Source organism: Streptomyces prunicolor (assembly GCF_045162825.1).
GTDB lineage: Bacteria > Actinomycetota > Actinomycetes > Streptomycetales > Streptomycetaceae > Streptomyces > Streptomyces prunicolor.
In genome coordinates this window covers 7468068-7493131 of record NZ_CP108676.1, presented here as the reverse complement: position 1 = coordinate 7493131, position 25064 = coordinate 7468068, and the positions used below count along the sequence as shown (strand labels likewise).

General features: G+C 68.8%; 20 protein-coding genes. 11 read left to right on the top strand and 9 right to left on the bottom strand.

The window, feature by feature from the left end; all coding sequences use genetic code 11:
* Positions 1-56 precede the first annotated feature (56 nt).
* Both OG588_RS34615 and OG588_RS34610 read right to left on the bottom strand, forming a co-directional pair.
* Entirely contained in the window at positions 57-821 is a 765-nt protein-coding gene (locus tag OG588_RS34615) for a DUF2127 domain-containing protein (protein WP_405953282.1), read from the bottom strand.
* Positions 822-1055: 234 nt separating this feature from the next.
* Entirely contained in the window at positions 1056-2483 is a 1428-nt protein-coding gene (locus OG588_RS34610; protein ID WP_405950666.1) for a cation:dicarboxylate symporter family transporter, read from the bottom strand.
* Between the two features lie 438 nt (positions 2484-2921).
* On the opposite strand from OG588_RS34610, the gene OG588_RS34605 reads away from it, so the two are divergent.
* Together OG588_RS34605 and OG588_RS34600 are read left to right on the top strand one after the other, a co-directional pair.
* Positions 2922-4685: an ATP-binding protein gene (locus OG588_RS34605; RefSeq protein ID WP_405950665.1), complete on the top strand. Its 1764-nt coding sequence runs from the start codon at positions 2922-2924 to the stop codon at positions 4683-4685.
* Complete coding sequence (locus OG588_RS34600; RefSeq protein WP_019060799.1) at positions 4682-5365, top strand: response regulator; 684 nt, start codon at positions 4682-4684, stop codon at positions 5363-5365. Before OG588_RS34605 ends, OG588_RS34600 begins: the two co-directional genes overlap by 4 nt.
* On the opposite strand, the gene OG588_RS34595 is transcribed toward OG588_RS34600, so the two are convergent.
* Together OG588_RS34595 and OG588_RS34590 are read right to left on the bottom strand one after the other, a co-directional pair.
* Positions 5355-7724: an ATP-binding protein gene (locus OG588_RS34595; protein ID WP_405950664.1), complete on the bottom strand. Its 2370-nt coding sequence runs from the start codon at positions 7722-7724 to the stop codon at positions 5355-5357. The genes OG588_RS34600 and OG588_RS34595 overlap by 11 nt on opposite strands.
* Before the next feature lie 77 nt (positions 7725-7801).
* Positions 7802-8338 carry a hypothetical protein gene (locus OG588_RS34590; RefSeq protein WP_405950663.1) on the bottom strand — a complete coding sequence of 179 codons (537 nt, stop codon included), beginning with the start codon at positions 8336-8338 and terminating at the stop codon, positions 7802-7804.
* 32 nt (positions 8339-8370) lie between these two features.
* Here OG588_RS34590 and OG588_RS34585 point away from each other — a divergent pair, with 32 nt between their 5' ends.
* From OG588_RS34585 to OG588_RS34565, 5 genes are all read left to right on the top strand, one after another.
* Positions 8371-9234, top strand: a complete 864-nt coding sequence (locus tag OG588_RS34585) for a nucleosidase (protein WP_405950662.1) — start codon at positions 8371-8373, stop codon at positions 9232-9234.
* Between the two features lie 163 nt (positions 9235-9397).
* A complete protein-coding gene (locus OG588_RS34580) occupies positions 9398-11305 on the top strand; it encodes a tetratricopeptide repeat protein (RefSeq protein WP_405953281.1) in 1908 nt (635 codons plus the stop codon).
* A gap of 72 nt (positions 11306-11377) precedes the next feature.
* Positions 11378-12781 carry an extracellular solute-binding protein gene (locus OG588_RS34575; RefSeq protein ID WP_405950661.1) on the top strand — a complete coding sequence of 468 codons (1404 nt, stop codon included), beginning with the start codon at positions 11378-11380 and terminating at the stop codon, positions 12779-12781.
* A complete protein-coding gene (locus OG588_RS34570) occupies positions 12778-13749 on the top strand; it encodes a carbohydrate ABC transporter permease (protein WP_405950660.1) in 972 nt (323 codons plus the stop codon). The genes OG588_RS34575 and OG588_RS34570 overlap by 4 nt, the downstream gene beginning before the upstream one ends.
* 4 nt (positions 13750-13753) lie before the next feature.
* The gene (locus tag OG588_RS34565) at positions 13754-14638 is read left to right on the top strand and encodes a carbohydrate ABC transporter permease (RefSeq protein ID WP_405950659.1); all 885 of its coding nucleotides are present in this window, start codon (positions 13754-13756) and stop codon (positions 14636-14638) included.
* Here the strand turns inward: OG588_RS34565 and OG588_RS34560 are convergent.
* Positions 14628-16781, bottom strand: coding sequence for a tetratricopeptide repeat protein (locus OG588_RS34560; RefSeq protein WP_405950658.1), 2154 nt, complete (start codon positions 16779-16781; stop codon positions 14628-14630). The two genes, OG588_RS34565 and OG588_RS34560, sit on opposite strands and share 11 nt — an antisense overlap.
* A gap of 55 nt (positions 16782-16836) precedes the next feature.
* On the opposite strand from OG588_RS34560, the gene OG588_RS34555 reads away from it, so the two are divergent.
* Together OG588_RS34555 and OG588_RS34550 are read left to right on the top strand one after the other, a co-directional pair.
* Positions 16837-17709, top strand: a complete 873-nt coding sequence (locus OG588_RS34555) for a nucleosidase (RefSeq protein ID WP_405950657.1) — start codon at positions 16837-16839, stop codon at positions 17707-17709.
* A gap of 178 nt (positions 17710-17887) precedes the next feature.
* Positions 17888-19681, top strand: coding sequence for a tetratricopeptide repeat protein (locus OG588_RS34550; RefSeq protein WP_405950656.1), 1794 nt, complete (start codon positions 17888-17890; stop codon positions 19679-19681).
* A 190-nt stretch (positions 19682-19871) separates the two neighbouring features.
* Here the strand turns inward: OG588_RS34550 and OG588_RS34545 are convergent, their stop codons facing one another.
* The 4 genes from OG588_RS34545 to OG588_RS34530 all read right to left on the bottom strand — a co-directional run bounded on the left by OG588_RS34545 (position 19872) and on the right by OG588_RS34530 (position 23243).
* A complete protein-coding gene (locus OG588_RS34545; RefSeq protein ID WP_405950655.1) occupies positions 19872-20525 on the bottom strand; it encodes a class I SAM-dependent methyltransferase in 654 nt (217 codons plus the stop codon).
* Between the two features lie 87 nt (positions 20526-20612).
* Positions 20613-21113, bottom strand: a complete 501-nt coding sequence (locus tag OG588_RS34540) for a hypothetical protein (RefSeq protein WP_405950654.1) — start codon at positions 21111-21113, stop codon at positions 20613-20615.
* Between the two features lie 95 nt (positions 21114-21208).
* Positions 21209-21883, bottom strand: a complete 675-nt coding sequence (locus OG588_RS34535; RefSeq protein WP_405950653.1) for a DUF6415 family natural product biosynthesis protein — start codon at positions 21881-21883, stop codon at positions 21209-21211.
* Between the two features lie 175 nt (positions 21884-22058).
* Positions 22059-23243: a helix-turn-helix domain-containing protein gene (locus OG588_RS34530; protein ID WP_405950652.1), complete on the bottom strand. Its 1185-nt coding sequence runs from the start codon at positions 23241-23243 to the stop codon at positions 22059-22061.
* A 117-nt stretch (positions 23244-23360) separates the two neighbouring features.
* On the opposite strand from OG588_RS34530, the gene OG588_RS34525 reads away from it, so the two are divergent.
* Both OG588_RS34525 and OG588_RS34520 read left to right on the top strand, forming a co-directional pair.
* On the top strand, positions 23361-23909 hold the full coding sequence (locus tag OG588_RS34525) for a flavoprotein (RefSeq protein ID WP_405950651.1): 549 nt from the start codon (positions 23361-23363) through the stop codon (positions 23907-23909).
* Positions 23910-24412: 503 nt separating this feature from the next.
* Positions 24413-25042, top strand: a complete 630-nt coding sequence (locus tag OG588_RS34520) for an XRE family transcriptional regulator (RefSeq protein WP_405953280.1) — start codon at positions 24413-24415, stop codon at positions 25040-25042.
* Positions 25043-25064 lie beyond the last annotated feature (22 nt).

Here is a 25064-nt window from a genome sequence, read left to right as displayed (position 1 = left end):
GGTTCCGACGTTTCGGACCAGAGTGACAGACCGGGATCCCCTCGGACGTCAGGACGTCAGACCATGACCCCGGCCGAGGTCTCCACCTCCAGCAGGGACGCGCTCTCCCGCTCCTCGTCGAAAGCCTTCCGCCCGCCGCGCAGCCCGAACAGCCGCTTGGCCAGGGCGATGTAGAGGACGGCGAGTATGTTGAGGACGAGGGTGGCGATCTTCAACCAGCTGATGTGTTCGGTGAGTTCGTAGATCTCCAGCGGCAGGAACGCGGCGGTGGCGACCACCGTCAGATATTCCGCCCAGCGCTTGGCGTACCAGAGCCCGCCGGCCTCGACGAGTTCGATCAGCGCGTACGCCAGCAGCAGTACGGCGACCAGGACCAGCGTGGAGTGCTTGTAGCCGAAGGTCTTCTGGATGGTGCCGACGATCGGCGAGTGGTCGAGGTCGTAGTGGAAGTGCTTGAAGACGGGCCGGAAGACGTTCAGATAGTCGTCGAAGAGCTTGCGTACCGCGTCCTGACTGTTGCTGAACTTCCATACGGCGGCGGCGACCAGCACGATGAACACCCCGCGCACGGCCCGCTCGATGGCGAGGAACCGCAGGATGAACAGGTCCCGCAGCACCTTGCCGCGCGGTACCAGCGGGGCGTGGTCGGCGGGCCCCGAGCCGTGCGGTTCGCCGAGGACGAAGTCGCCGCAGCGCAGACAGCGCCAGGCCTCCCCGAACCCGGTCTCGGCGCGCAGCCGTTCCCGCAGTGCCGTCTCATCGGGCGCGTAGGTCGCGTGCCCGTGCCGTGCGCAGTGCCGCCGGTCCCAGTCGATCTTCATGCCCATGGCCCCCGTGACTCCTGCCCAACGTGAACGTGCCGTGCGGCGCCGGAGGTTTCCGGCACGGCACGGCACGCTAGTACATCCCTACTACGTCTCTGTAAGGACTGGCCTACTACGTCCCTGTAAGGACCGGGCGGCTGAGCGACGGGGGGACACCCAGCCGCCCGGAGTGCGTGGGGCGTCCGGACCGTGTTCAGGTCGGCCCGGGCGCCACGCTTGAGCAGGAAGCGCTCAGGCCTTGGCGAGTTCCTTCTCGCCGCCCTGCTCGGGCACGCCGTCGAGGTGGTCGTCGCCGTCCTTCTCGTCGAGCAACGTCTTCTCGTCGAAGGGGAGTTCACCGGCGAGGACCCGGTCCACCCGCTCCTTGTCGACCTCGCCGGTCCAGGTGCCGATGAGCAGCGTGGCGACGGCGTTGCCGGCGAAGTTGGTGACCGCGCGGGCCTCGCTCATGAAGCGGTCGATGCCGATGATCAGGCCGACGCCGTCGACCAGCGCGGGCTTGTGCGACTGGAGACCACTGGCGAGTACGGCGATACCGGAGCCGGAGACACCGGCCGCGCCCTTGGAGGCGACCATCATGAAGAGCAGCAGACCGATCTGCTGGCCGATGCTCATCGGCTGGTCCATCGCGTCGGCGATGAACAGCGAGGCCATCGTCAGGTAGATCATCGTGCCGTCGAGGTTGAAGGAGTAGCCGGTCGGCACGGTGATGCCGACGACCGGGCGGCTGACACCCAGGTGCTCCATCTTCGCGATGAGCCGCGGCAGCGCGGACTCGGAGGAGGAGGTGGAGACGATCAGCAGGAACTCACGGCCGAGGTACTTCAGCAGCTGGAAGAGGCTGACCTTGGCGACCAGCTTGGTCAGCGTGCCGAGCACGACCACGATGAACAGGAAACAGGTGACGTAGAAACCGAGCATGATCGTGCCCAGCGCCTTGAGCGCGTCCATGCCGGTCTCGCCGATGACGGCGGCCATGGCGCCGAAGGCACCGACGGGCGCGGCCCACATGATCATGCCGAGGATGCGGAAGACCAGCTTCTGGATGTACTCGACACCGCGCAGCACCGGCTCACCGGTCCGGCCCATGGCCTGGAGCGCGAAGCCCGCGAGGAGCGCGATCAGCAGCGTCTGGAGGACCTGGCCCTCGGTGAACGCCGACACGAAGGTGGTCGGGATGACCCCGAGCAGGAAGTCGACCGGGCCCTCGGCGGCGGCCTGGGCCTGCGTGTGTCCGACGCCCTTGACGGCCTCGGTCAGGTGCATGCCGCTGCCCGGGTGGATGATGTTGCCGACGACCAGGCCGATGGCCAGCGCCACGAACGACATCCCGATGAAGTAGGCGAGCGCGAGCCCACCGACCTTGCCGACCTGAGCGGCCTTCCGGACCGAGCCGACGCCGAGCACGATCGTGCAGAAGATGATCGGCGAGATCATCATCTTGATCAGCGCGACGAAGCCGGTACCGAGCGGCTTGAGCTCCTTGGCGAAGTCCGGCGCGGCGAACCCGACGGCGATGCCGAGGGCGACCGCGACGATCACCGCGATGTAGAGGTAGTGGGTGCGGTCCCGCTTCACGGGCGGTGCTGCGGGTGCGGCAGGTGCGGGTGCGGGGGTGCTGGCCACGGCTGCCCTCCTTGACGACGTCGTCGGCATCATCCGGCGTGCGGCTCACGACCGGCGGAACCCTGGCTGCGAGTGCGGCTCACGTCCGGGGTTTGGGGAATTCAAGCGGTCCGCGCCGATCTCCGTGCGGATTTCCGTACGGAGTTCCGTGTGGATCTCCGTATGGGATCTCCACACAGCTCTCTCTGCGGGCCGGTCCGGGAGGCGGCTGCTTCCGGGGGTTGCGGTGACTATCTCCCGGCTTGTGAGAGCGGTCACCCTTACGTTCATTAAGTCCACGGCGAGTCTCCGGGCGGGCGGCCGGTGCCTGAAGCAGGAAGTCTTCGAAGGAGCGCCGGACAGCGGCGCGGAGTCGGAGAGTCCCCCTCCACGGAGTCGGGAGAGGCCAATTAGTTCATGCGTGACCCACCGGGCGTAGATACGGGAATCAGAGGGGTGAGCTGCGGAGAGACGGGGAGGCACACTGATCCCATGCGCATTCCCCGCGTCCCCCGCCCCCGCAGCCTCGCCGGCCAGCTCTTCGGCATGCAGGCCGTGCTGATAGCGGTCGTCGTCGCCGGGTACGCGCTGTTCACCTACGTCAGCGACCGCAGCCAGGCCGAGGACGCGGCCGGCCGCCAGGCGATGGCGGTGGCGCGCTCGGTCGCGGACTCGCCGTCGGTGATCGCGGCGATCGGTACGTCGAACCCCACCGCGCACCTGGAGTCGTACTCCCTGAAGGTCCAGCGGGACACCCAGGTCGACTTCGTCACGATCATGAACACGCAGGGCATCCGCTGGACGCACCCGGACAAGAAGCAGATCGGAAAGAAGTTCCTCGGCCACATCAAGCCCGCCCTGAAGGGCGACTCCTTCACCGAGACCTACACCGGCACCCTCGGCGCGTCCGTCCGCGCGGTCACCCCCGTCTACGACACCGGCCACACCCGGGTCATCGGCCTGGTCAGCGCCGGCATCCGGGTCGAGGCGATCACCCAGCGGGTCCAGGACCAGGTCACGGCGCTGATCGGGGTGGCGGCCGGCGCCCTGGCACTGGGTGCCGTAGGAACGTACGTAGTCAACGCCCGCCTCCGCCGCCACACCCACGGCATGAACGCGACCGAGCTGAGCCACATGCACGACTACCACCAGGCCGCGCTGCACGCGGTGCGCGAAGGGCTGCTGATGCTCGACGGTCAATACCGGGTGGCGCTGATGAACGACGGCGGGCGGGAACTGCTCGGGGTGACGGGGGATGTGGTGGGACGGTCCGTGGCGAGCCTCGGCCTGCCCGCTCCGCTGACGGGCGCACTGCTGTCGTCGGAGGAGCGGGTGGACGAGGTCCATCTGACGGCGTCCCGGGTACTGGTGGTGAACACCTCGCCGGTGTCGGGCGGTGAGCGTCGCGGAACGGTGGTGACGCTCCGGGATGTCACCGAACTCCAGTCGTTGATGGGCGAGTTGGACTCGGAGCGCGGCTTCACGCAGGCGCTGCGCTCACAGGCCCACGAGGCGGCGAACCGCCTGCACACGGTCGTCTCGCTGATCGAGCTGGGGCGCGCGGAGGAGGCGGTGGACTTCGCGACGGCCGAGCTGGAGCTGGCCCAGACGCTGACCGACCAGGTCGTTTCGGCGGTCAACGAACCTGTGCTGGCTGCCCTGTTGCTCGGCAAGACGGCCCAATCCAACGAGCGGGGCGTGGAGTTGGTGGTGTCCGAGGACAGCAGCATGGACGACGGTCTGCTGCCGGATTCGCTGTCCGCGCGGGACTTGGTGACGATCCTCGGCAACCTGATCGACAACGCGGTGGACGCGGCTCAGGGGAGCCTGCGGGCGCGGGTGACGGTGACGGCGTACACGGAGGCGGGGGCGGACGGGTCCGCGCTGGTGCTGCGGGTCGCGGATACGGGTTCGGGGGTGGATCCGGCGCACGCCGAGGCGGTGTTCCAGCGGGGCTTCTCGACGAAGCCGGCCGGGCCCGGGGGTCGGGGGTTGGGGCTGGCGTTGGTGCGGCAGGCGGTGAATCGGCATGAGGGGACGTTGACGGTGGCTGAGGCGGAGGGGGGCGGGGCGGTGTTCGAGGTGCGGTTGCCTTTGTGGGGGGTGGGGGCGGGCGCGGGGGCCGGTTCTGGGGCGAGTGCGGGTGCGAGTTCGGATTCGGGTGCGGATTCGGATTCGGATTCGGATTCGAGTGGGAGTTCGGGTCGGGCGCGGGCTTCGTCCCAGGGTTCTGTTTCCAAAGGTGGCAGCTCATGAGTACGGCCGAACCGATCCGCGTCCTGATCGTGGAGGACGATCCCGTCGCCGCCGACGCGCACGTGATGTACGTGGGCCGGGTGCCGGGGTTCGTGGCGGTGGGCAAGGCGCACACGGGGGCGGAGGCGCGGCGGGCGTTGGAGCGGACGCAGGTGGATTTGCTGCTGCTGGATCTGCATCTGCCGGACGCGCATGGCTTGCAGTTGGCTCGGTCGTTGCGGGCGGCCGGGTATCACGCCGACGTCATCGCGGTGACCTCGGCGCGGGATCTGGCCGTGGTGCGGGAGGGGGTGTCGCTGGGGGTCGTGCAGTACGTGCTGAAGCCGTTCACGTTCGCCACGCTTCGGGATCGGCTGGTGCGGTATGCCGAGTTCCATGCGGCGGCGGGTGAGGCGAGCGGTCAGGACGAGGTCGACCGGGCGTTGGCCGCGTTGCGGGCGCCGTCGCCTGCGGCGTTGCCCAAAGGGTTGAGTGCGCCGACGTTGGAGAAGGTGACTGTCGCTCTGCGGGATTGTGGGGAGGGGCTTACTGCGGCGGGGGTTGCGGAGGCGGTGGGGATCTCGCGGATTACTGCCCGGCGGTATTTGGAGCATTTGGTTGAGGCGGGGCGAGCGGCGCGTAGTCCGCAGTACGGGACTGTGGGGCGGCCTGAGTTGCAGTATCGGTGGGTTAAGGGGTGAGTGGGGGGTCGGTTAGGGCTGCGGCCTGGGTGCGGGCTTGGGCGGTTTCGGTGGGGGCGTTGGCTCGGATGTAGGCGTCGGCGGCCTGGAGGTAGTGGGTGCGGGCTTCGGTGGGGCGGTGGGCTGCCTTGTGGACACGGGCCAGGTTGTAGAGGGCATGTCCCTCGCCGTACGAGTCCTCGAACTCCCGGCACATCTCCCGTGACCTGCGATACGCCTCGATGGCTTCGTCCACCTGGCCATCGTCGGCCAGGCTTTTGCCGATGCTGTTCCACACCCGCCCCTCGTTGTGACGGTCACCGACAGCGCGGAACAGGTCGCGGGCGCGAGTGTGAGCCGTGATCGCCTCCGCTGTCCGGCCCACCGTTTCGAGAGCCAGGCCCATGTTGGTCAACGCGGTGGCCTCGCGGCGGCGGTCGTTGGCGGTTCGGCTTAGGTCGCGGGCGCGGGAGTGGGCCAAGATCGCTTCTTGTAACCGGCCGCCCTGGCTTAGCGCGAGGCCGAGGTTGTTCCACGCGATCGCTTCGCGCAGACCGTCTCCGATGGCCTGGAACTGGTCCCGGGCATGGGACTGGGCCTCGATCGCCTCCTCTGCCCGGTTCTCCCGCCATAGAGCGACACCCATGTTGTGCCACACCATTGCCTCGCCCAGCCCGTCTCCGACGCGGTGGGCGCCCTGCCGCGCCGCCTCCGCCACGGCAACCATGTCGTCGAAATACCGCCGCCAGTCCAGGTATTGGACAAGACACGTAGCCAGCCGCGCCGCATCGTCCGCGAACCGCTCCTCCCGCGCCCACCCCACCGCAGCGACCAGGCCTGCCCGCTCCCCGTCGAACCACGCCAACGCCTGCGCCCGGTCCCCGAACCGCTCCGGAACCGGCATCCCCGGCAGCCACCTCAGCCGGTCGTCCGCCAGATCGGCATACCGCAGATAGAACCCCAACACCCGTTCCCTCGCTACGTCCCCCTCCTCCCGCGACCCCACGTCAACCCCGAACACCCGCACCAGGTCGTGCAACCGCCACCAACCACGCCCGCTCCCCCGCTCGACGAGATGCCCCCGCGCCAGAGCCTTCAACTCCCGCACGGGAGGCGCCTCGACCCCGACCAGCACGGCAACGACCTCGTCACTCACCTCCGGCCCCGGCGCGAGGGCGAGCAACCGCAACACCCGGGCCTGCTCGGGCGACAGCCGACGATAGGAGAGTTCGAAGGCGGCACGGACACTCCGCTCCCCGTCGTCGAGATGACCGAGCCGATCACGCGACTCGCCCAGTTCCGCGACGAGTTCGGTCACCGGCTGACCCGGATCCTCCGCGAGCAACGCGACCGCGATCTGTAGAGCCAGCGGCAAGTGTCCACAGAGGGCAGCGAGTTGCTCGGCGGCATCGGGGTCGTCGACGACCCGTGTGTCGCCCGGGTCGGCGATCCGCAGAGCACGGTCGAGGAGTTCGTACGCCTCCTTCGGCGTGAGCTGGTCCAACGGGACGAGCCGCGCGCCCAGTTGAGGCAACCGGTCCCGGGATGTGACCAGGACGTGGTGCCGGGCGTCACCGGGCAGAAGAGGCCGCACCTGATCCGGCGACGAGGCGTTGTCGGCCAGGACGAGCACCGCACCGCGCTCCTGCGCACGCACCGCCAGCGTCGAACGGTAGAGCGCGACGCGTTCATCCGCCGTGGTGGGAATGTGTTCCGGCGGAATGCCGAGGGCACGCAACAACGCCTGGAGCGCCCGGTCCGCGGTGACCGGCTCCTGGTCGTATCCGTGCAGGTCGATGAAGAGGACTCCGCCCGGAAACCAGCCCCGCTCGCACGCCAGATGTGCGGTCTCGACAGCGAGCGCGGTCTTGCCGATGCCACCGAGACCGGACACGGCGGCGACGAGTACCGCCGGTGATTCCGCCGACGTAACCGCCGGGTCCAGCGCCCGCAGCAACGCCGCCGTCTCGCCCTCCCGCCCGGTGAACCCACCAGGCCTCGGCGGCAACCCGGCCAACGCCTCGGGTACGGCGGCGCCACCCCGCTGAATCACGACCTGTACGCCGACGACCTCCCGCAGAAACACCCCGCCCCTGAAATCGGCGTGGTCCCCGTCGTACCAGGAAGCTGCACTCCCACTCCCCATGGCCCGCGCAACCGCACCGGCAGCACCATCCGGATCAGCGGAGAGCAGCTCAGCCAGAGCCTCACCCCACTCCCGTACGGCATCGCGCCACGCGGGATCATTCGCCGCCTCGGCGATCTCGCGCGCAGACGCCCCACCATCGAGCCCCAACTTCCGCGCCAGCTCCGCCACCGCACAACGCCCCGCGTCCCCACCGGCCCCGGCGGACAGAGCCTCCAACAGCGCAGCTTTCATGCACTCGTCCCACCGTTCCGTACCAGGCTCACGCCGCCTGCCCCCAGTGCATCAACGGTAGGGGCTGGGACGGGAATTCACGCGGCCTTCGCGTACCAGAGGACCTGCCAGGCCAGCCCAGCCACGGCAAGCGCCTCCGCCCCCGAGATGGCAACGAGCAGTCCACTCCCCGCATCCACCCAGAACACCGCCAGCGCGGCCAGCGGCACCACGCAGAACGCCGTCAGATCAACCGCGACCTGAACCGCCTTCCGAGACCTGCGCCGCCGGTCCCCCCGATGCGCGGTCTCCCACCCGAACGCCTCGAACCCACCGCCCGGTTGGGCCAACGCCGCGAGCCCCGGCCCGAGTTCGTCGCGGACGTACGCCCCGATCGCCGAGATCTTCTGGTCGTTCACGAGATACGTCCACCCGAGCACGACACACACCGGCGGCAACGCCAGCAGCATCGACGCCTGCTTGGCCTGCGCGGCGGCGGCGATGACGGCGGCGACGACGCCCAACGTGACGTAGAGCAGGTTGTCCCGGAACCCGATCCGCGCCTTCTGCTCGTCCTTGATGCTCTGGTACTCGGCGAGCAGCAACTGCCCGACCGTCACGTCCTGTTCCGGCACTCGATTCCCTTCCCCCGCAGTACCTTATGAGTGTGCCGGAGCCGCAGCCCACAGTCCTGATCCTGACCGCACTCCCTCTCGAATACGCCGCCGTTCGCGCGTACGTCGAGGAGCGAGAGGAAATCGTCCACCGCGACGGAACCCGCGCCGAACGGGGCCAACTCCCCGGCACCCCATGGCATGTTGCCCTGAGTGAACTGGGCGTAGGCGCCGACCGGGCGGCCTCGCTCACCACCCAGCTCATCAACTGGCTGCGTCCACAAGCCGTGTTGTTCGTCGGGGTCGCGGGCAGCCTGAAGGACGACGTCGAGATCGGGGACGTCGTCGTGGGGACGCAGGTGTACGAGATCCACGGCGGGAAGCAGACGCCGGAGGGTTTCCTGGTCCGGCCGAAGGCTCTGCCGGGGTCGCACGCGTTGGAGCAGGCGGCGCGGTCCGCTGTACGGGACATGCCGGATGTCCGTGCGCACTTCGTTCCGATTGCGACGGGCGATGTAGTGCTGGCGGACGCCAAGTCCGAGATCGCCCGGTTCATCCGCAGCAACTACAACGACGCCGGCGCGATCGAGATGGAGGGCTCGGGGGCTCTCCAAGCGGCCCATCTGAACGGGCAGTTGGATGCCCTGGTCGTCCGTGGCATCAGCGATCGAGCTGACGCCGCCAAGCACGATGCCGATGCCTCGGGTTCGCAGCAACGGGCGGCCGAGCAGGCGGCGTTGGTGACGGTGGCGCTGCTGCGGAAGCACCGGCCGCGCGAGGGTTCCGCCGGCGCCGAGGAGGAGCCCCATCGGGGTGGCGGCGGAGCGACCTACGGTGGCGACCACATCGACTTCCGGGGCGGGACCTTTCACGGTCCCGTCGTCGGGAAGCGGGTCGACGGGCGGGGGCAGAGGTAGGGGCACCACTCACGGGCCGGTTCCGCGGGCGAGTGCGACCCTGCCGCCACGGCCGCTGGGGTTCACCGGGCGCTCGGCCGAACTGGACCGGCTGCTCCCGCACTTGGCCCCCGACACGGACGACGCGTCCACCCTGCCGCTTCTCATCTTCGCCGTCACCGGCATGGGCGGCATCGGCAAGACGGCGCTGGCGGTGGAGGCGGCGCATCGGGCTCGGGCGCAGGGCTGGTTCCCTGGTGGGACGCTCTTCGTGGACCTGCGCGGGTACGACGACGATCCGGTCACGGCTGATCAGGCGGTACTGGCGTTGCTCGACGCGTTGGGTGTACGGGGGCAGGATCTGCCGCCGACTGCGGAGCGGCAGCACGACCTGTACCGGAGGCTTCTCGCCGAGCGGCGGGAGCGGATGCTGCTGATCCTGGACAACGCGTCGGATCCTTCGCAGTACGTGCCGTTGCTGCCGGGGGCGGATCATCACCGGGTGCTGATCACGTCCCGGGACCGTCCCCACGCCCTTTCGGTACGCCTCATCGACCTTGAGACGCTCGACCCGGCGGAGTCCGTCACCTTGGTGACCCGTGCCTTGCACGACACCGACGAGCGGGACAAACGGCCAGAGCGGGAGCCAGATGCGCTGCGCGAACTGGCCGACCTGTGCGGCCACTTGCCACTGGCTCTCCAGATCGCGGCCGGGATGCTGCGCGTGCGCAAACCACGTGACGTCGCTTCGCTGGTAACCGAGATCCGGAAGGCCGGGGACCCAACGGTCGTACTCGACAACGGCAGCCCCGGGACGGACCTGTACGGCCGGTCACTGGTCCTGCGTCCTGTGCTCGAGACGTCGTATCGCCGACTGGCGCCTGAACAGGCGCGGCTGCTGCGGCTGTTGTGTCTTGCTCCTGAGACTGAAACCGGGGCGGAGACCGTCGCCGCGCTGGCTGACTTCGAACTCGAGCCTGCGCTCTCCCTGTTGGAAGAGTTGGCGACGACTCATCTCGTCATGCCTGTGCGAAGCCCGGCTGGGACAACTTTCGCGGTGCGGTGGCGAGTGCATGACCTCGTGCGGGCGTTCGGGGCAAGTGTAGTGGCGGGGAATGCCGAGTTGCGGAAGGAGGGAGAGGCGGCGCGGGAGCGGGTGTTGGCGTTCTACTACCTGTGGGCGAATGCGGCTGATGATCGGTTGCGGTGGCTGCCTGGTATGGCAGAGCCCCAGCGGTTCGGGGACCGTGCGGAAGCGTTGGGCTGGTTTGACGGGGAGCGGGCGGGGCTGGTCGCAGCAGTGGGGTGGGCCCGGGGAGAGCAGTTCGCGTCCATGGCAGTACAGCTATCCGATTGCCTGGTGGAGTACCTGTACTGGCGGCGGTATTTCGACGACCTGAGCGCCATCGCGGAGGCTGCCCGAGAAGGCGCCCACCATGCCGGCGATGGAGTGGCCGAGGCCCGGGCGTGGGATCACCGCGGCATCGCTTTACGGGAGACGGGCCGAGTAGAGGAGTCGATCGAGGCCCACACACAGGCCCGTGACCTGCTTCAAGCCGTCGGTCACTTCCATGAAGCCATCGCATGGGACAACCTCGGCAACGCCCTGCAGAGCGCGGGCCGGGCAGAAGAGTCGATCGAGGCCCACACGCAGGCCCGTGACCTATTCAGGAGCGCTGGGCACCACCACTTTGAGGCCAAGGCTTGGAACAACCTCGGCAACGCCCTGCACAACGCAGGCCGGACAGAAGAGTCGATCGATACCTATACCCACGTCCTCAACCTGCACCAGGTCTCCGGAGACCGCCATAGCGAGGCCATCACGTGGAACAACCTCGGCAGCACCCTTCGGGAGGCGGGCCGGATCGAGGAAGCAATCGAGGCGTACGGCAAGTCCCTGGAGATCCGCGAGGAGTTCGACGACTGGTACGGCAGGGCGCGAACCCTCAGCAACCTGGCCCGCGCCCACAAGGCCGCCCACCAACCCAACGAAGCCCGCAGCGCCTACCTCCAATCCGCCGCCGCTTTCATCCGAGCCAACGCCCCCACCGAAGCTGCCTACGCCCAATCCCACGCAGACTCATTGACCTGACTAGACCACTCCACTTACCTTCACCGGGCAGCCATCCGCCCAGGCCACACCGCAGTGAGCCCGTAGGAGGTCGTGCCCGTGCGCCCCACCGCCGCCAGCCCCCACCGAACTGCCGTACTCACACCCCTAGTTGCTCTCGCCGCCCTCTCCCTCGCCGCGACGACTCTCACCGCCTGCAGCAGCGGATCCGGCAGCAGCCCGGACACCGTCAAGATCTCCTTCAAGCAGTCGACGGACAACTCCATCAAGGTGATGGACACCTACCTCGCCGACATCAAGAAGCAGTTCGAGAAGCAGTACCCCGGCAAGAAGGTCGAGCTCGTCCCGATCAAGGCCCCGGACTCGGAGTACTACACCAAGCTCCAGCAGATGCTCCGCTCCCCCAAGACGGCCCCGGATCTGGTCTACGAGGACACGTTCCTCATCAACAGCGACATCACGTCCGGGTACTTGAAGCCTCTCGACTCCTACCTCGCCAAGTGGCCGGACTGGAACCAGTTCATCGACACGGCGAAGTCCGCCGCCAAGGCCGAGGACGGGAAGACGTACGGCGTCCCGGACGGCACGGACACCCGAGGCCTCTGGTTCGACAAGGGAATCTTCAAGAAGGCCGGCCTACCGGCGAATTGGCAACCCAAGACCTGGAACGACGTCCTCGCCGCGGCCCGCACGATCAAGCAGAAGGTCCCGAACGTCACCCCCCTCAACGTCTACACCGGCAAACCGGCCGGCGAAGCCGCCACCATGCAGGGCTTCGAGATGTTGCTCTACGGCACCAACGACGGTTCCACGGACCCCCTTTACGACAAGTCGACGAAGAAGTGGATCGCCGGCGGCCAGGGTTTCAAGGACGCCCTCTCCTTCGTCCACACGGTCTACAAGGAGAAGCTCGGCCCGGACGTGTCCGACGCCCTCGACCCCAACATCCAGACCTACGTGGCCGGTGAGCTGCTCCCCAAGGGCAAACTCGGCATCGCACTCGACGGATCATGGCTGCCCCAGGCCTGGTTGAAGGGCAGCGGGCACGAATGGCCGGACTGGTCAACGGAGTTGGGGCTCGCGTACATGCCCACGCAGAACGGCCAGGCGCCCGGCAAGGTGAGCATGTCCGGCGGCTGGACCTGGGCCATCCCCTCCAAGGCCGGCAACCCGGACCTCGCCTTCGACTTCATCAAGACGATGCAGACGAAGGCGAACGCGGAGAAGTGGTACATCGCCAACTCCGGTATCTCCGTACGGAAAGACGTAGCCGCCGACCCCGCCTACGCCACCGCCCAGCCCGGCATCAAGTTCTTCACGGACCTGGTCGCGAGCACCCACTACCGCCCCGCCTACCCGGCGTACCCGAAGGTCTCCACCGCCATCCAGGAGGCGATGGAGGGTGTGACGACGGGCGACATGTCGGTGGACAAGGCGGCGAGTTCGTACGACGACGAGCTCAAGTCGGCCACGGACAACCAGGTCACCCAGAAGTGACCACCGCACCCCGGCAAGCGGCGGGCCCGGACGCACCGAAGACCACCCCGGGCCCGACCCCCCACCAGCAACACCCCCACAACGGCACCAGCACCCGCCCCCGAGCCCGCATCCGCATCCTCACCCACCACCTCCTCCCCCTCTCCCCCGCCCTGATCCTCCTGCTCCTCTTCCTGGCCGTCCCGATCGGCTACTGCGCCTACATCGCCTTCACCGACCTCCAACTCACCGGCCAGGCCCACTCGTCCTTCGTAGGCTTCGAGAATTTCCGTACGGCCTTCAAGGACGCGGAGTTCCTCAACGCGGTATGGCTGACGCTGGTGTTCACGGTGTTGTCGTCCCTGGTCGGCCAGAACACCCTCGGCCTGGCGCTCGCCACCCTCATGCAGCGCGCGTCCAAGCCGATCCGGACGCTCACGGGCGCGATCGTGATCACGGCATGGGTACTCCCGGAGGTCGTGGCGGGCTTCCTCCTCTACGCCTTCTTCCGCCGCGAGGGCACCCTGAACGCCATCCTGGACTGGCTCCATCTCCCGTCCCAGAACTGGCTGTTCACGCTCCCGATCCTGGCGGTGTCGTTCGCGAACGTCTGGCGCGGAACGGCGTTCTCGATGCTGGTCTACTCAGCGGCCCTGAACGAGATCCCCCAGGAGATCACGGAAGCGGCGGAGGTCGACGGCGCGGGCGGCTGGCGCCGCATGTGGCACATCACGCTCCCGATGATCCGCCGCTCGATCGGCACGAACCTCATGCTCAACACCCTCCAGACCCTCTCCGTCTTCGGCCTGATCTGGGTGATGACGCGGGGCGGCCCCGGCGACAAGAGCCAGACCCTCCCCCTCTTCATGTACGAACAGGCCTTCCAGAACAGCATGATCGGCTACGGCACGGCGGTCGCCCTGCTGCTGCTCCTGGTCGGTTCGCTCTTCTCCGTGCTGTACCTGCGCCTGCTGCGAACGGAGGTCTGACCGCATGGCACTCCCCCTCTCGTCTCGTTTCTCCCTCACCTCCCGCTCCTCGCGCTCCTCGCGCTCCTCGCGCCGAACGAGCCGTCGCCTGGCGGCGGATGCGGGGCTGCTGGTGGTCGCGGCCACGTTCGCGCTGCCGCTGCTCTGGGTGATCCTCTCCTCCCTCGACCCGCACGCGGACCTGAAGGTGAAGGCCCCCGACGGCCTGACCCTGGACAACTTCCACGCGATCCTGAAACCGGACATCACCTTCACCCCTCTCCTCAACAGCCTGATCCTGTGCGGAAGCGGCACCTTGCTGACGGTGGTGTGCTCGGCCTTGGCCGCGTATCCGTTGTCACGGTTCCAGTCACGCCTGAACCGCCCGTTCCTCCTGACGATCCTCTTCGCGACGAGCCTTCCCATCACGGCGATCATGGTCCCGGTGTACGCGTTGTTCGTGCAGGTGAACCTGATCGACACCATGCAGGGCACGATCTTCTTCTTCGCCGCGTCCCAACTCCCCTTCGGCATCTGGCTGATGAAGAACTTCATGGACGGCGTACCGAAGGAGTTGGAGGAGGCGGCCTGGACGGACGGGGCGTCGTCGCTTCAGTCACTCGTGCGGATCGTTCTTCCGCTGATGGGGCCGGGGGTGGCGGTGGTGACCGTCTTCTCGTTCGTGATGATGTGGGGGAACTTCTTCGTCCCGTTCATGCTGCTGCTGACGCCGGATCAGATGCCGGCGAGCGTGAGCATCAACGAGTTCTTCGGGAACCGGGGGATGGTGGCTTATGGGCAGTTGGCGGCGTTCTCGGTTGTTTATTCGACGCCGGTGATTTTGTTGTATGTGCTGGTGGCGCGGCGGTTGGGCGGGGGGTTTGCTTTGGGTGGGGCTGTTAAGGGGTGAGGGGTGGGGTGGGTGGTGGTTCTTGCTGCTCCTCGGCCCAGGTGCGGGACCGGTCGGCTTCGGCGGTGTCACCAGCTCGGGTGAAGGCGTCGGCGGACTGGAGCCAGCAGGCACGGGCCTCGGCGGGACGGCCTGCCTCCTCGTGGACGACGGCGAGGTCGTGGAGAACCTGGCCCGCCCGGTACCAGTCCTCGAACTCCCGGTAGACCTCCAGTGCCCGCCCATACCCCTCAACCGCCTCCTCCACCCGGCCCATCTCCTCCAGAGCGCTGCCGAGACCGTGCCACGCGCGGGCCTCGCCGTGACGGTCTCCTACAGCCCGGTACATGTCACGGGCCCGGGTGTGCGCCTCGACCCCCTCCACTACCCGGCCCGCTACCCGAAGGGCGATGCCGAGGTTGTGCCACGCAATGGCCTCGCGGCTGCGGTCTCCGACAGCCTGGCACAGGTCTCGGGACCGGGTTAGGGCCTCGACCCCCTCCGACGCCCGGCCCGCCTCCAGCAGGGCGAGGCCGAGGTTGCACCACGCACCGGCCTCGCGGCGGCGGTCCCCGACGGCCTGGTATAGGTCACGGGCCCGGGTGTGCGCCTCGACCGCCTCCATTACCCGGCCCGCTCCCTGCAGGGCACCGCCGAGGTTGTTCCACGCAATGGCCTGCTCCGAGCGATCCCCGAAACGGCGAGCGCCCTCCACTGCGGCCTGGCCCACAGCGACCGAGTCATCGAAATACCGCCGCCACTCCAGGTATTCACCCAGGCAAGCGGCCAGCCACACCGCCGCACCCGCGAACCGCTCCCGCTCCGCCCACCCCACCGCCGCCACCAAACCCGACCGCTCCCCATCCAGCCACCCCAGAGCCTCCCCTCGCCCACCAAACCACCCCGGCACCTCACTCCCCGGCAACCACCGCAACCACTCATCAGCCGCCCACGCCCACCCGTAGTAGAAGTCCAGCACCCGCCCCCGAGCCGCATCCCCCTCCTCCACCCACCCCGCATCCCCCGCGACCACACCGACCCCAAACGCCCGCACCAAGTCATGCAACCGCCACCGCCGACGCCCGCTCTCCCGCCCCCGCTCGACGAGATGTGCGCGAACCAGGGCCTCAAGGTCCCGGACCGGAGGAGCATCCGCCCCGACGAGCGCGGCGACGACCTCATCGCTCGCGTCCGGCCCCGGCGCCAGGGCCAGGAGACGCAGCACGCGAGCCTGCTCGGGCGTCAGGCGTCGGTACGACAGGTCGAAGGCCGCTCGGACGTCGCGCTCGCCGTCGTTGAGGTGGCCAAGCAGGTCGCGGGACGCGGCGAGTTCAGCGGTGAGTTCGGCGACCGGCTTGCCCAGGTCCACGACCAGCAGTGCCGCCGCGACCTGGAGGGCCAGCGGCAGATGCCCGCAGAGGACGGCGAGGAGCGCGGCCTCCTCCCGGTCATCCGCGACGCGGCTGTCGTGGGGGCGCGCGATCCGCAGGGCGCGGTCCAGCAGGTCGTACGACTCCTCCGGCGTCAGTTCGCCCAACGCCAGTAGCCTGGCGCCCAGTTGGGGCAGTCGATCGCGGGAGGTGACCAGCAGTCGGTGCCCCTTTCCGCCAGGCAGCAGGGGCCGTACCTGGGCGGGCGAGGACGCGTTGTCGGCCAGGATCAGTACCGCGCCCCGCTCGCAGGCTCGGGCGGCGAGAGCAGACCGATAGAGCGCGGCCCGCGCATCCGCCCCGCCCGGGATGTGCTCCGGCTCCGTACCCAGCGCCCGCAGCAGCGCCTCCAGTGCCTGTCCGGCGGTGACGGGTTCCTCGTCGTACCCGTGCAGATCGACGAAGAGCACCCCACCCGGGAACCAGCCCCTCCCGCACGCCTCGTACCCCGCCTCGACGGCGAGCGCGGTCTTGCCGATACCGCCGAGCCCGGAGACCGCCGCGACGACCACGGCCTCCGGCGCGGCACAGGACTCGGAGGGGTCTGCGGGGTCGAACGCGGCGAGCAGCTCCCGGAGTTCGGGCTCCCGGCCGGTGAAGCCAACCGCCCGCGCGGGTAGGGCGTCGAGGGCGCTGGGCGCCGGCGCATGCTCGCGGTACTCCGCCTTCGCCGTGAAGGATCCCTTGAACTCCCCTCCCCGGAAGTCGAGATGATCCCCGCCGTACCCACTCACCGCGCACCCCCCAATACCCGGTCTCCCCAGCCCACTTGGCAGTACCGTTGAGCCCGTGCCGGAGACAAAACCCACCGTAGCGATCCTCACCGCGCTTCCGCTCGAATACGACGCGGTCCTCACGCACCTCACCGACGTCGAAAAACTCAAGCACCCCCGCTACGGCACCCGCGCCCGGCGGGGCAGGCTCTCCGGCACCCCCTGGTACGTCGCCCTGGTCGACATGGGCGAGGGAACGCTGACGGCGGCGACACTCACGGAACGCGTGCTGTCGTGGCTGGAGCCCGAGGCGGTGCTGTTCGTCGGAGTCGCGGGCGGCCTGAAGGACGACATCAACCTCGGCGACGTCGTCGTGGCGACCAAGGTGTACGCCGTACAGGGCGGCAAGCAGACCCCCGACGGATTCATGGTCCGCCCGGAAGCCTGGCGTGCCTCGCACGAGTTGGAGCAGGCGGCCAAGGAAGCCCTGCGCGGGAAGGCGCACTTCAAGCCGATCGCGGTCGGAGACGTGGTCCTCGCGGACTCCGACTCCGAACTCGCCGCCCGCATCCGCACCGGCTACAACGACGCGGTCGCCATCGAGATGGAGAGCTCGGGCGTCGCCCACGCGGTGCACCTCGCCGGCCAGGCAGGCGCGTTGATCATCCGGGGCATCAGCGACAAGGCGAACGCGGAGAAGTCCACCGCCGACGCCGAGGGCTCCCAGCCCCGCGCCGCAGCGAACGCCGCCGCAGCCGCCATCGCCGTACTCCACGAACTGGACCCGAAGCCGGTGGCCCCCGGCCAGGCGGACCCCGACCCCCGGGAGAGTCCTTTTCGCGGCTCCACGTACGGAGGAGACCACCTCGACTTTCGAGGCAGCACCTTCAACTCCCCCTTCACCGCCAAGTCGGTCGACCGACGCTCCGACAACAACTCCGGACGGTAGCCAGTCCGCGGGACCGTTCACCGCCCACGGCCCGGTACCGGTAGCGACCGCCACACTCCCGTCCCGCCCCCTCGGCTTCACAGGCCGTTCGGCGGAACTGGGCCGCCTGCTGCCCCACCTCGAACCCGCCCCGAACGGCACCCCCGAACTCCCCCTCCTCATCTTCGCCGTCACGGGCATGGGCGGCATCGGCAAGACGGCACTGGCGGTCGAGACGGCACACCAGGCGTGCGCACGGGACTGGTTCCCCGGCGGGACACTCTTCGTCGACCTGCGGGGCTACGACGACGATCCGGTCACCGCCGACCAGGCGGTCCTGGCGCTGCTGGACGCACTCGGGGTACGCGGCCCGGACCTGCCCGCATCGGCCATACGCCAGTACGACGCCTACCGCCGCCTCCTCGCCGAGCGCCGGCACCGCATGCTGCTGATCCTGGACAACGCCTCGGACCCGGCCCAGTACCTCCCCCTCCTGCCGGGCACGGACCGCCACCGGGTCCTGATCACCTCCCGCGACCGCCCGGACTCCCTCACCGGCGTCCGCCTCATCGACCTGGAGACCCTCCCTCCCGACGACTCCGCCGCCCTCATCACCCGCGCCCTCCACGACGCCGACGACCGCGACGACCGCCCGTCCCGCGAACCGGCCGCCCTCCGCGAACTGGCCTCCCTCTGCGGCCACTTGCCCCTCGCCCTCCAGATCGCCGCCGCGATGCTGCGCCGACGCCGTACGCGCGGGATCGCCTCGCTGGTGACCGAGATCAAGGAAGCCGGGGACGCGATGGCCGCCCTGGACAACGGCACGCGCGGCACCGACCAGTACGGCCGCTCCCTCGTCCTCCGCCCGGTCCTGGAGACGTCGTACCGCCGACTCCCACCCGACCAGGCCCGACTGCTGCGCCTGCTCTCCCTCGCCCCGGGCGCGGAGACCGGCACGGAGGCGGTGGCCGCCTTGGCCGACCTCGACACGGAGGACGCCTTGAGCCTCCTGGAGGACCTGGCCGCTGCGTGCCTTGTGACGCCGGTTCGGGCTGACGAGGGTTCGGACGGAGGTGTGCGGTGGCGGTTGCATGACTTGGTGCGGGTGTTTGGGGTGGGTGTGGTGGCGGGGGATGTGGGGTGGGTGGAGGAGGGGGAGGTGGCTCGGGGGCGGGTGCTGGATTTCTATGTCGGGTGGGCGGATGCGGCTGATGACTGGTTGCGGTGGTTGCCGGGAGTTGAGGTGCCGGAGCGGTTCGGGGGGCGGGTGGAGGCGTTGGGGTGGTTGGACGGGGAGCGGTCGGGTTTGGTGGCTGCGGTGGGGTGGGCGGAGCGGGAGCGGTTCGCGGGGAGGGCGATGCGGCTGGCCGTATGCCTGGGGGAATACCTGGAGTGGCGGCGGTACTTCGATGACTGGGTCGTTGTGGGCCAGGCCGCGGTGGAGGGCTCTCGCCGTTTTGGGGACCGATCGGACGAGGCCATCGCGTGGGACCACCTCGGCATCGCCCTGCGGGAGGCGGGCCAGGTGGAGGAGGCCATCGAGGCGCACACCCGGGCCCGTGACCTGCATCAGGGCCTAGGGAACCGCCTCCGCGAGGCCCGCGCGTGGCACGGACTCGGCATCGCTCTGGGGGAGGCGGGCCGGGTGGAAGAGGCGATCAAGGCGCACACCCGGGCCCTTGACCTGTACCAAGCCGTCGGGGACCGCCACGGCGAGGCGGGCACGTGGAACGACCTCGGCGTCGCCCTGGAGGCGGCTGGCAGGGCGGAGGAGGCGGTCGAGGGGTACGGCCGGGCGTTGGAGGTCTACCGGGAGTTCGAGGACTGGTATGGGACAGGCGGGGTCCTCCACAACCTCGCCCTCGTCCATGCGGGCGCCGGCCGTCCCGCCGACGCCCGGGACTGCTGGCTCCAGGCCTCTGACGCCTACGCCCGAGCCGGTGACATCCCCGAAGCCGACCAGGCCCGCACCTGGGCCGAGCAGCAGCAATAACCACCACCCCACCCCGCGTCACCTCCTCCCAACCCACACCCCCGAAAACTCCCGAGCCCCCACTCCACCGCGCACTCCCGCACCACGCACCCCAGAACCCGCAGCACCGTCTGCCTTCGCGCACGGAAGGCCGTCGCCAACCGGCGAGAGAAGCGCCCCGCATACCCGTCCGGTTCGTCGCGGACTGCCACTAAGCCTCGCCGCGCACAATCAACGTCCCAATATGTCCAGGCTCAGGCGCATCAAGCACGGCCGCCACAACCGACGAGAACCCGGCCCGAGTCAGCAACCGTTCCCAAACCGCAGGCCGATAGCTGTACCGGTACGTGAACATGGCCCTGCCCGCGAAGCCCCCCTTGTACATGCCCTGCGGCCCGTACGCACCGGGGATCGCCGGCGGTTGCGAGAACACGAAGACACCGCCCGGGTTGAGCCGCGCCCGTACAAGCGGAAACAGCCGCCCCGGGTCGACGAACCAGGCCGCACCGAAGATCGAGTAGACCGCGTCGTACGTGTCATCGCACGAGGCGAGGTACTCCAGGACCTCACCGCACGCGAACTCGGCGCCGGTGTCACCCCACCGCTCGCTCACCTTCTCGACCATGACCCGCGAAAGGTCGACACCCTGCGCGCTGACACCCCGCCCCGCAAGGTACGCGAGGGCACGACCGGTTCCGCACCCGATCTCCAGCACGCTGCGCGGGTCGCCGAGCAGTTCGGGGCCGGGGCCGTGACCGGCGTACTGCGTCCAGCAGAACGAGGGCTCGGCCTCGCCCTTGAACGCGGACTCGGCGTAGGCGTCCCACAGTTCGGTCTCGGCCGGGATGTCGTGGGGTACGGGCACGGCGTCGTTCCTCTGCATCGTGTCGGGGTGCTGGAGCCCCCGCTCTCCCCTGGGAACGGGAGAACGGGGGCCGACTGTAGCGGGCGGTCAGTGGCTGTCCGGAACCTTGTCGTCGCACGGCGAGCAGTCCGTGCCGTCGATGGCCCACAACTCCTCGTCCACGGGCCAGCCTTGGCTCTTCAGGAAGTCTCCGGTGCGCAGGCACAGGCCGTCGTTGCGGCGCTGGATGAACGGGGCATGGTGCTTGTACCGGGCACCGTTGTACAGACGGCAGATGCCGAACCAGTCGTGCGTGTCGAGGATGAGTTGGTGCACGCCGATGTCGACCAACTTGCCGACACCGAGGTGCACGTCCGGGTTCTCGATGGAGCCCATCACGTACATGACGGCGTTGCCCAGAATGCGTTCGGCCATGTCGCGGACCATCGTGTGGTCTCGTAGCAGCAGGGCTGTCTCGCGGTCCCAGATGCTCATCCCCGAGTCGAAGATGTTCATGGTCAGTTCGGTGATGTGCGGGGCGACGGCGTTGAGGAGTTGCTGCGGGTCCCGGGTACGAGTGCCTGCGGGGTGGTCGAGGGTAGCGGTCACGGGTGTTCCCTTCTTACGAGAGGAGCCTGGGTTCGGCGCCGCCCTGACCCGAAACGGCTGCCATGGGGCCCCTGTTGGGGGCGGGGAGATCTTCGTCAGCGATGGAGCAGCCTGTTGGCGCACTTGGCATGGATACGTCCCGCCCTCGCCACGCCGCCCGAGGAGCTGACCTTGTCGTACGGCTGGGATTCTTCGCCGTCTTGGATCGGGTCGTCACAGACCAGGCACATCGTGAGGCCGGTCAGAGAGTCATGGTGATCGCAGAGTGCGAGGACGGAACGGGCCAACCGTTGGACTCGCTTGACCTCACCGTCCAGGCCCACGGCCTCGATCTCGTAGAGGCGGCGCCGGGCTTCTACGACTCCGGCCTCCGCGACCTTGGCCGGGATGTCGTCATCCGGGAGGCGTCCCGCGAGCTGCTCGACTTCGGGGATCAGCTTCAGCAGGTTGCGATGGCAGTCGGCCGCGGCGTTCTGCACATCCTCGTAGCGTGGCAACGGCACGCACACGTCGAGGAATTCGACCGCGTCGGCCCGCATGCGCGCGATGTCAGGCGACGCCTCCGGGCGTGAAGGCTTGGCAAGCTGGTCTCCCTGCGCCGTGCAGCAGTAGCACCGGCACGGCAGGACGCCAGAGCCCAGCGGCAGCTCCTGCCCCTCCAGGATGTTCACGACGCCCCGATCCTCGGTGACTATGCCGTCGCCGTTCACCGAGTACACCCGGATGGTCATCTTGACCTCCGGCTTTCGCAGGGCAGTACCGTTCGTCATGTCGGCGCTCCTCAGCAGCGTTGGCCGGCCCCGGAGTCGTTCGCTCGACTGCCGAAGCGCACCCCGCGTCGAACGAGGTCCGACAGCAAGGGCGTTGACCAGGTGTGAGTACATCGTGACGCTGCGAGCGGAGCGGAACGCTCACGGATCTGTGAGCGTTGGGATCGCAGTCGGGCTACAAGCCGGCCCACGCCGCCATGTGGCTGAGCGTGTCCGGCGTCCGCCGGGACAGGTGCACCAGACCCGTGATCGTGTCCCGGGCCGCCGGGTGGTAGCGAGTCTGTTCGGGAGCCAGACGACGCGCCTCGACCAGTGACTTCAGGGCAGCCTCGGTGTGCCCGGTCTCCATCTCGGTGCGTGCCTGGTCGATCAGGAAGTGCGCGCGGCGGGAAGTCGCCAGTTGCGAAGGCAGCCTGATCGTCCGAGCCTGCTTGAGTGCGTCGTCGTAGCGCCGCATCTCGACGGCGGCGGACATCTTGTGCAGGGCGACGTTGGCTGGCCCGAAACTGAGCCAGTGCACCTCGGAAGCGTCTCCGATGCGCTTCGCAATCCTGTGGGCCTCGGTGATGTGCCGACCGACGCCTGCCTCGTCGTCAGCGCGCGCGGCAATGACGGAGCCTCCGAGATGGAGTTGTCCGGTGACCGCCAAGGCCTCACGGGTCTTGGCAGCCTGGCCGACCACAGTGTGCCCCGAGGCGATCAGCCGCTGCCCGATCCCGTACTCCCCCTCACGGAAGTAGACCAGCGCCCGCATGTACTGGCGCACCGCGCCCAGGCAGGCGTCGGAAGCGCGCTCCGCCGCCCAGGCCATACGGTCCAGGGCGACCGAGGAGAGGTCGTAGTAGCCGAGCTTCACGCTGATGTCGTGTGCCGTGCGATAGGTCGAGGCCAGTGCCTGCCACATTTCGGTCGAGGGCGTCGACCAAGCGCTGTGGGTGAGTTCGGCGACCAGGCCCGGCAGTTCGCGGGCCGCGTTGCGCAGGCGTGTGGCCCGGACCTCCGCGCACAGGTGATCGGCCCCAGCCATGAGCTGATCCGCCGACCGGACCGTCAGATCCGGGTTCGGGCCGAGGTCGTAGAGGTCGAGGGACTCCCGGATCGGCCGTACCAGTTCGGCGAGCCGGTCGCGCTGCAACTCGGTCACGTACGGCTGCCCGGTGAGCACGGTGACGTCGATCTGGAGTACGCGGGCGACGGCGGCGACGAAGTCGGCCGTGGCCGGTCGGGCGGCGCATTCCACCTGGTTCAGGAGGCTGTAGGAATAGGGCAGCCGAGCGGCGAGCTGGCGCTGGGTGAGTCGGGCCAGTCTGCGCTGTTCCCTGATACGGGCGCCCGTGTGGTTGTCGTCCAGTGAGGGCATACCGGTCTCCGTTCTGAGCGGCCACCGGAACAGTACCCAGGCCGGGCCACTCAGGCGCGCGCTTCCGTCCCGACTCCCTCCCGAGCAGGGGCCGTTGTGTGTGATCGGATGGCTCCCATGACCACGACCAACCCTGTCCTCTACCTCTTCGCCTCCGCCGCACCCCCCACCCTCGACATCGCCAAGGTCATCAAGGACGCCCAGTCCCGCAACTTCGACGTATGCCTAGGCCTCACCCCCACCGCAGCCCGCTGGCTCGAACCCCAACTCAGCGAACTGGCCCGGCTGACAGACCACCCCGTCCGCAGCGAGTACAAGATGCCCGGCGAGCCGGACGTCTGGCCGAAGGCGGACGTCATCGCGTTCGCACCGGCGACCTTCAACACGGTCAACTCATGGGCGCTGGGACTCACTCACGACTTCGTGGTCGGTGTCGTCGCCGAAGGCATCGGCAAGCGCATCCCCATCATCGCGATGCCCTGCGTCAACTCGGCCTACGTACAGCACCGGCAATTCGAGCGCAGCGCAGCCGAGTTGCGCGCCATGGGCGTCCAACTCCTGTACGGCGAGGGCGGCTTCGTACCGAACCAGCCCGGGCAGGGCAGGCCCAAGGAGTTCCCCTGGCGACTGGTGCTAGATGCGGCCGCAGCCGCAACCCGCACCTGAACAACCCACCCGCCCCCGCCCACCGAACACCCCCCCCCCACCCACCCACCGACGACTTTGCGCCGCCCCCCACTTCCCCCCACACCCGATCACCACCCCCACCACAAACGCACTCCCCTTCGATCCCCGCCCACACACCCGACGCCGACAGGACGCCGACAGAACGACCCCCGAAGTCCGCCGCACCGGCAAATGGCAAGGTAGGGAGGCATATTCATAGACCGGCACCCGCCCCCTGCCCACCCCTCACCCCTCGCCGCCACCACTCAGCGTCACCGATCTCCCCCACCCCGGCCGCGCTCCACGGCTGCCACCCGACCGAATCCGTACGTTCCTACAATCCGTAATCCTGGCCGAACAGACCGTAGTAACCGCACTCCGGCGCCCCTAGCTTGTGCCCCGTGCGCCGACCCCCAGTTCAACCCAGCCAGTCCACGCCGCCCACGCCACCCACCCCGCCGTTCGACGCGCCCGCCGCCCGGCGGCTACGTACCGCGCTCAACATGGGTCCCGAACACGTCGCGTACGGCATGCGTGCCTCGTACGGGCTCCCTTACGTCACGCCTGACCTGGTCATCGCCTGGGAGCGAGGACTCACCGCGCCCTCCGGTCCCGAACTCACCGCGCTGTCCGGTGTGTTGTGGTGTTCCCCGGCCGAACTCATCGGCAAGCCACGCACGCTGCGTGAGCACCGCCTCGCCCGGGGACTCGCGCCGGAGGACGTCGCCCGTGCCGTCGGGCTCGAACTCCTCGCGTATCTACGGATGGAGGAGCACGACCAGTGGCGCGGCACCGAGCGCCAGTCCTCCGCGCTCGCCGATCTGCTCGACCTCTCGCTGCCCGACTTCATCAGCGTCACCGGCCGCGACACCCGCCTCGCGGAACTTCTGCGCAGCGCCATGACCACCCGCTGGCAGGCCTACGTACGGCAGATCGGCAAGATGGTGTCGCTGGACCGGCGACTCCTGGAGGACTCCCTCCAGGAGTTGCACGAGGACTACCAGGCGCAGATGGTCGCCACCCTCAACTGGGGCGGCGGCAACTCCGCCGTCGACGCGAACGAGGCCGGCCGGGACTTCCTCGACCAGATCATCAGCCGTTTCTGGTCCATGGTCGAGAAGAGCACCTACTGAACACCCGGTGCCCCGGCGCCAA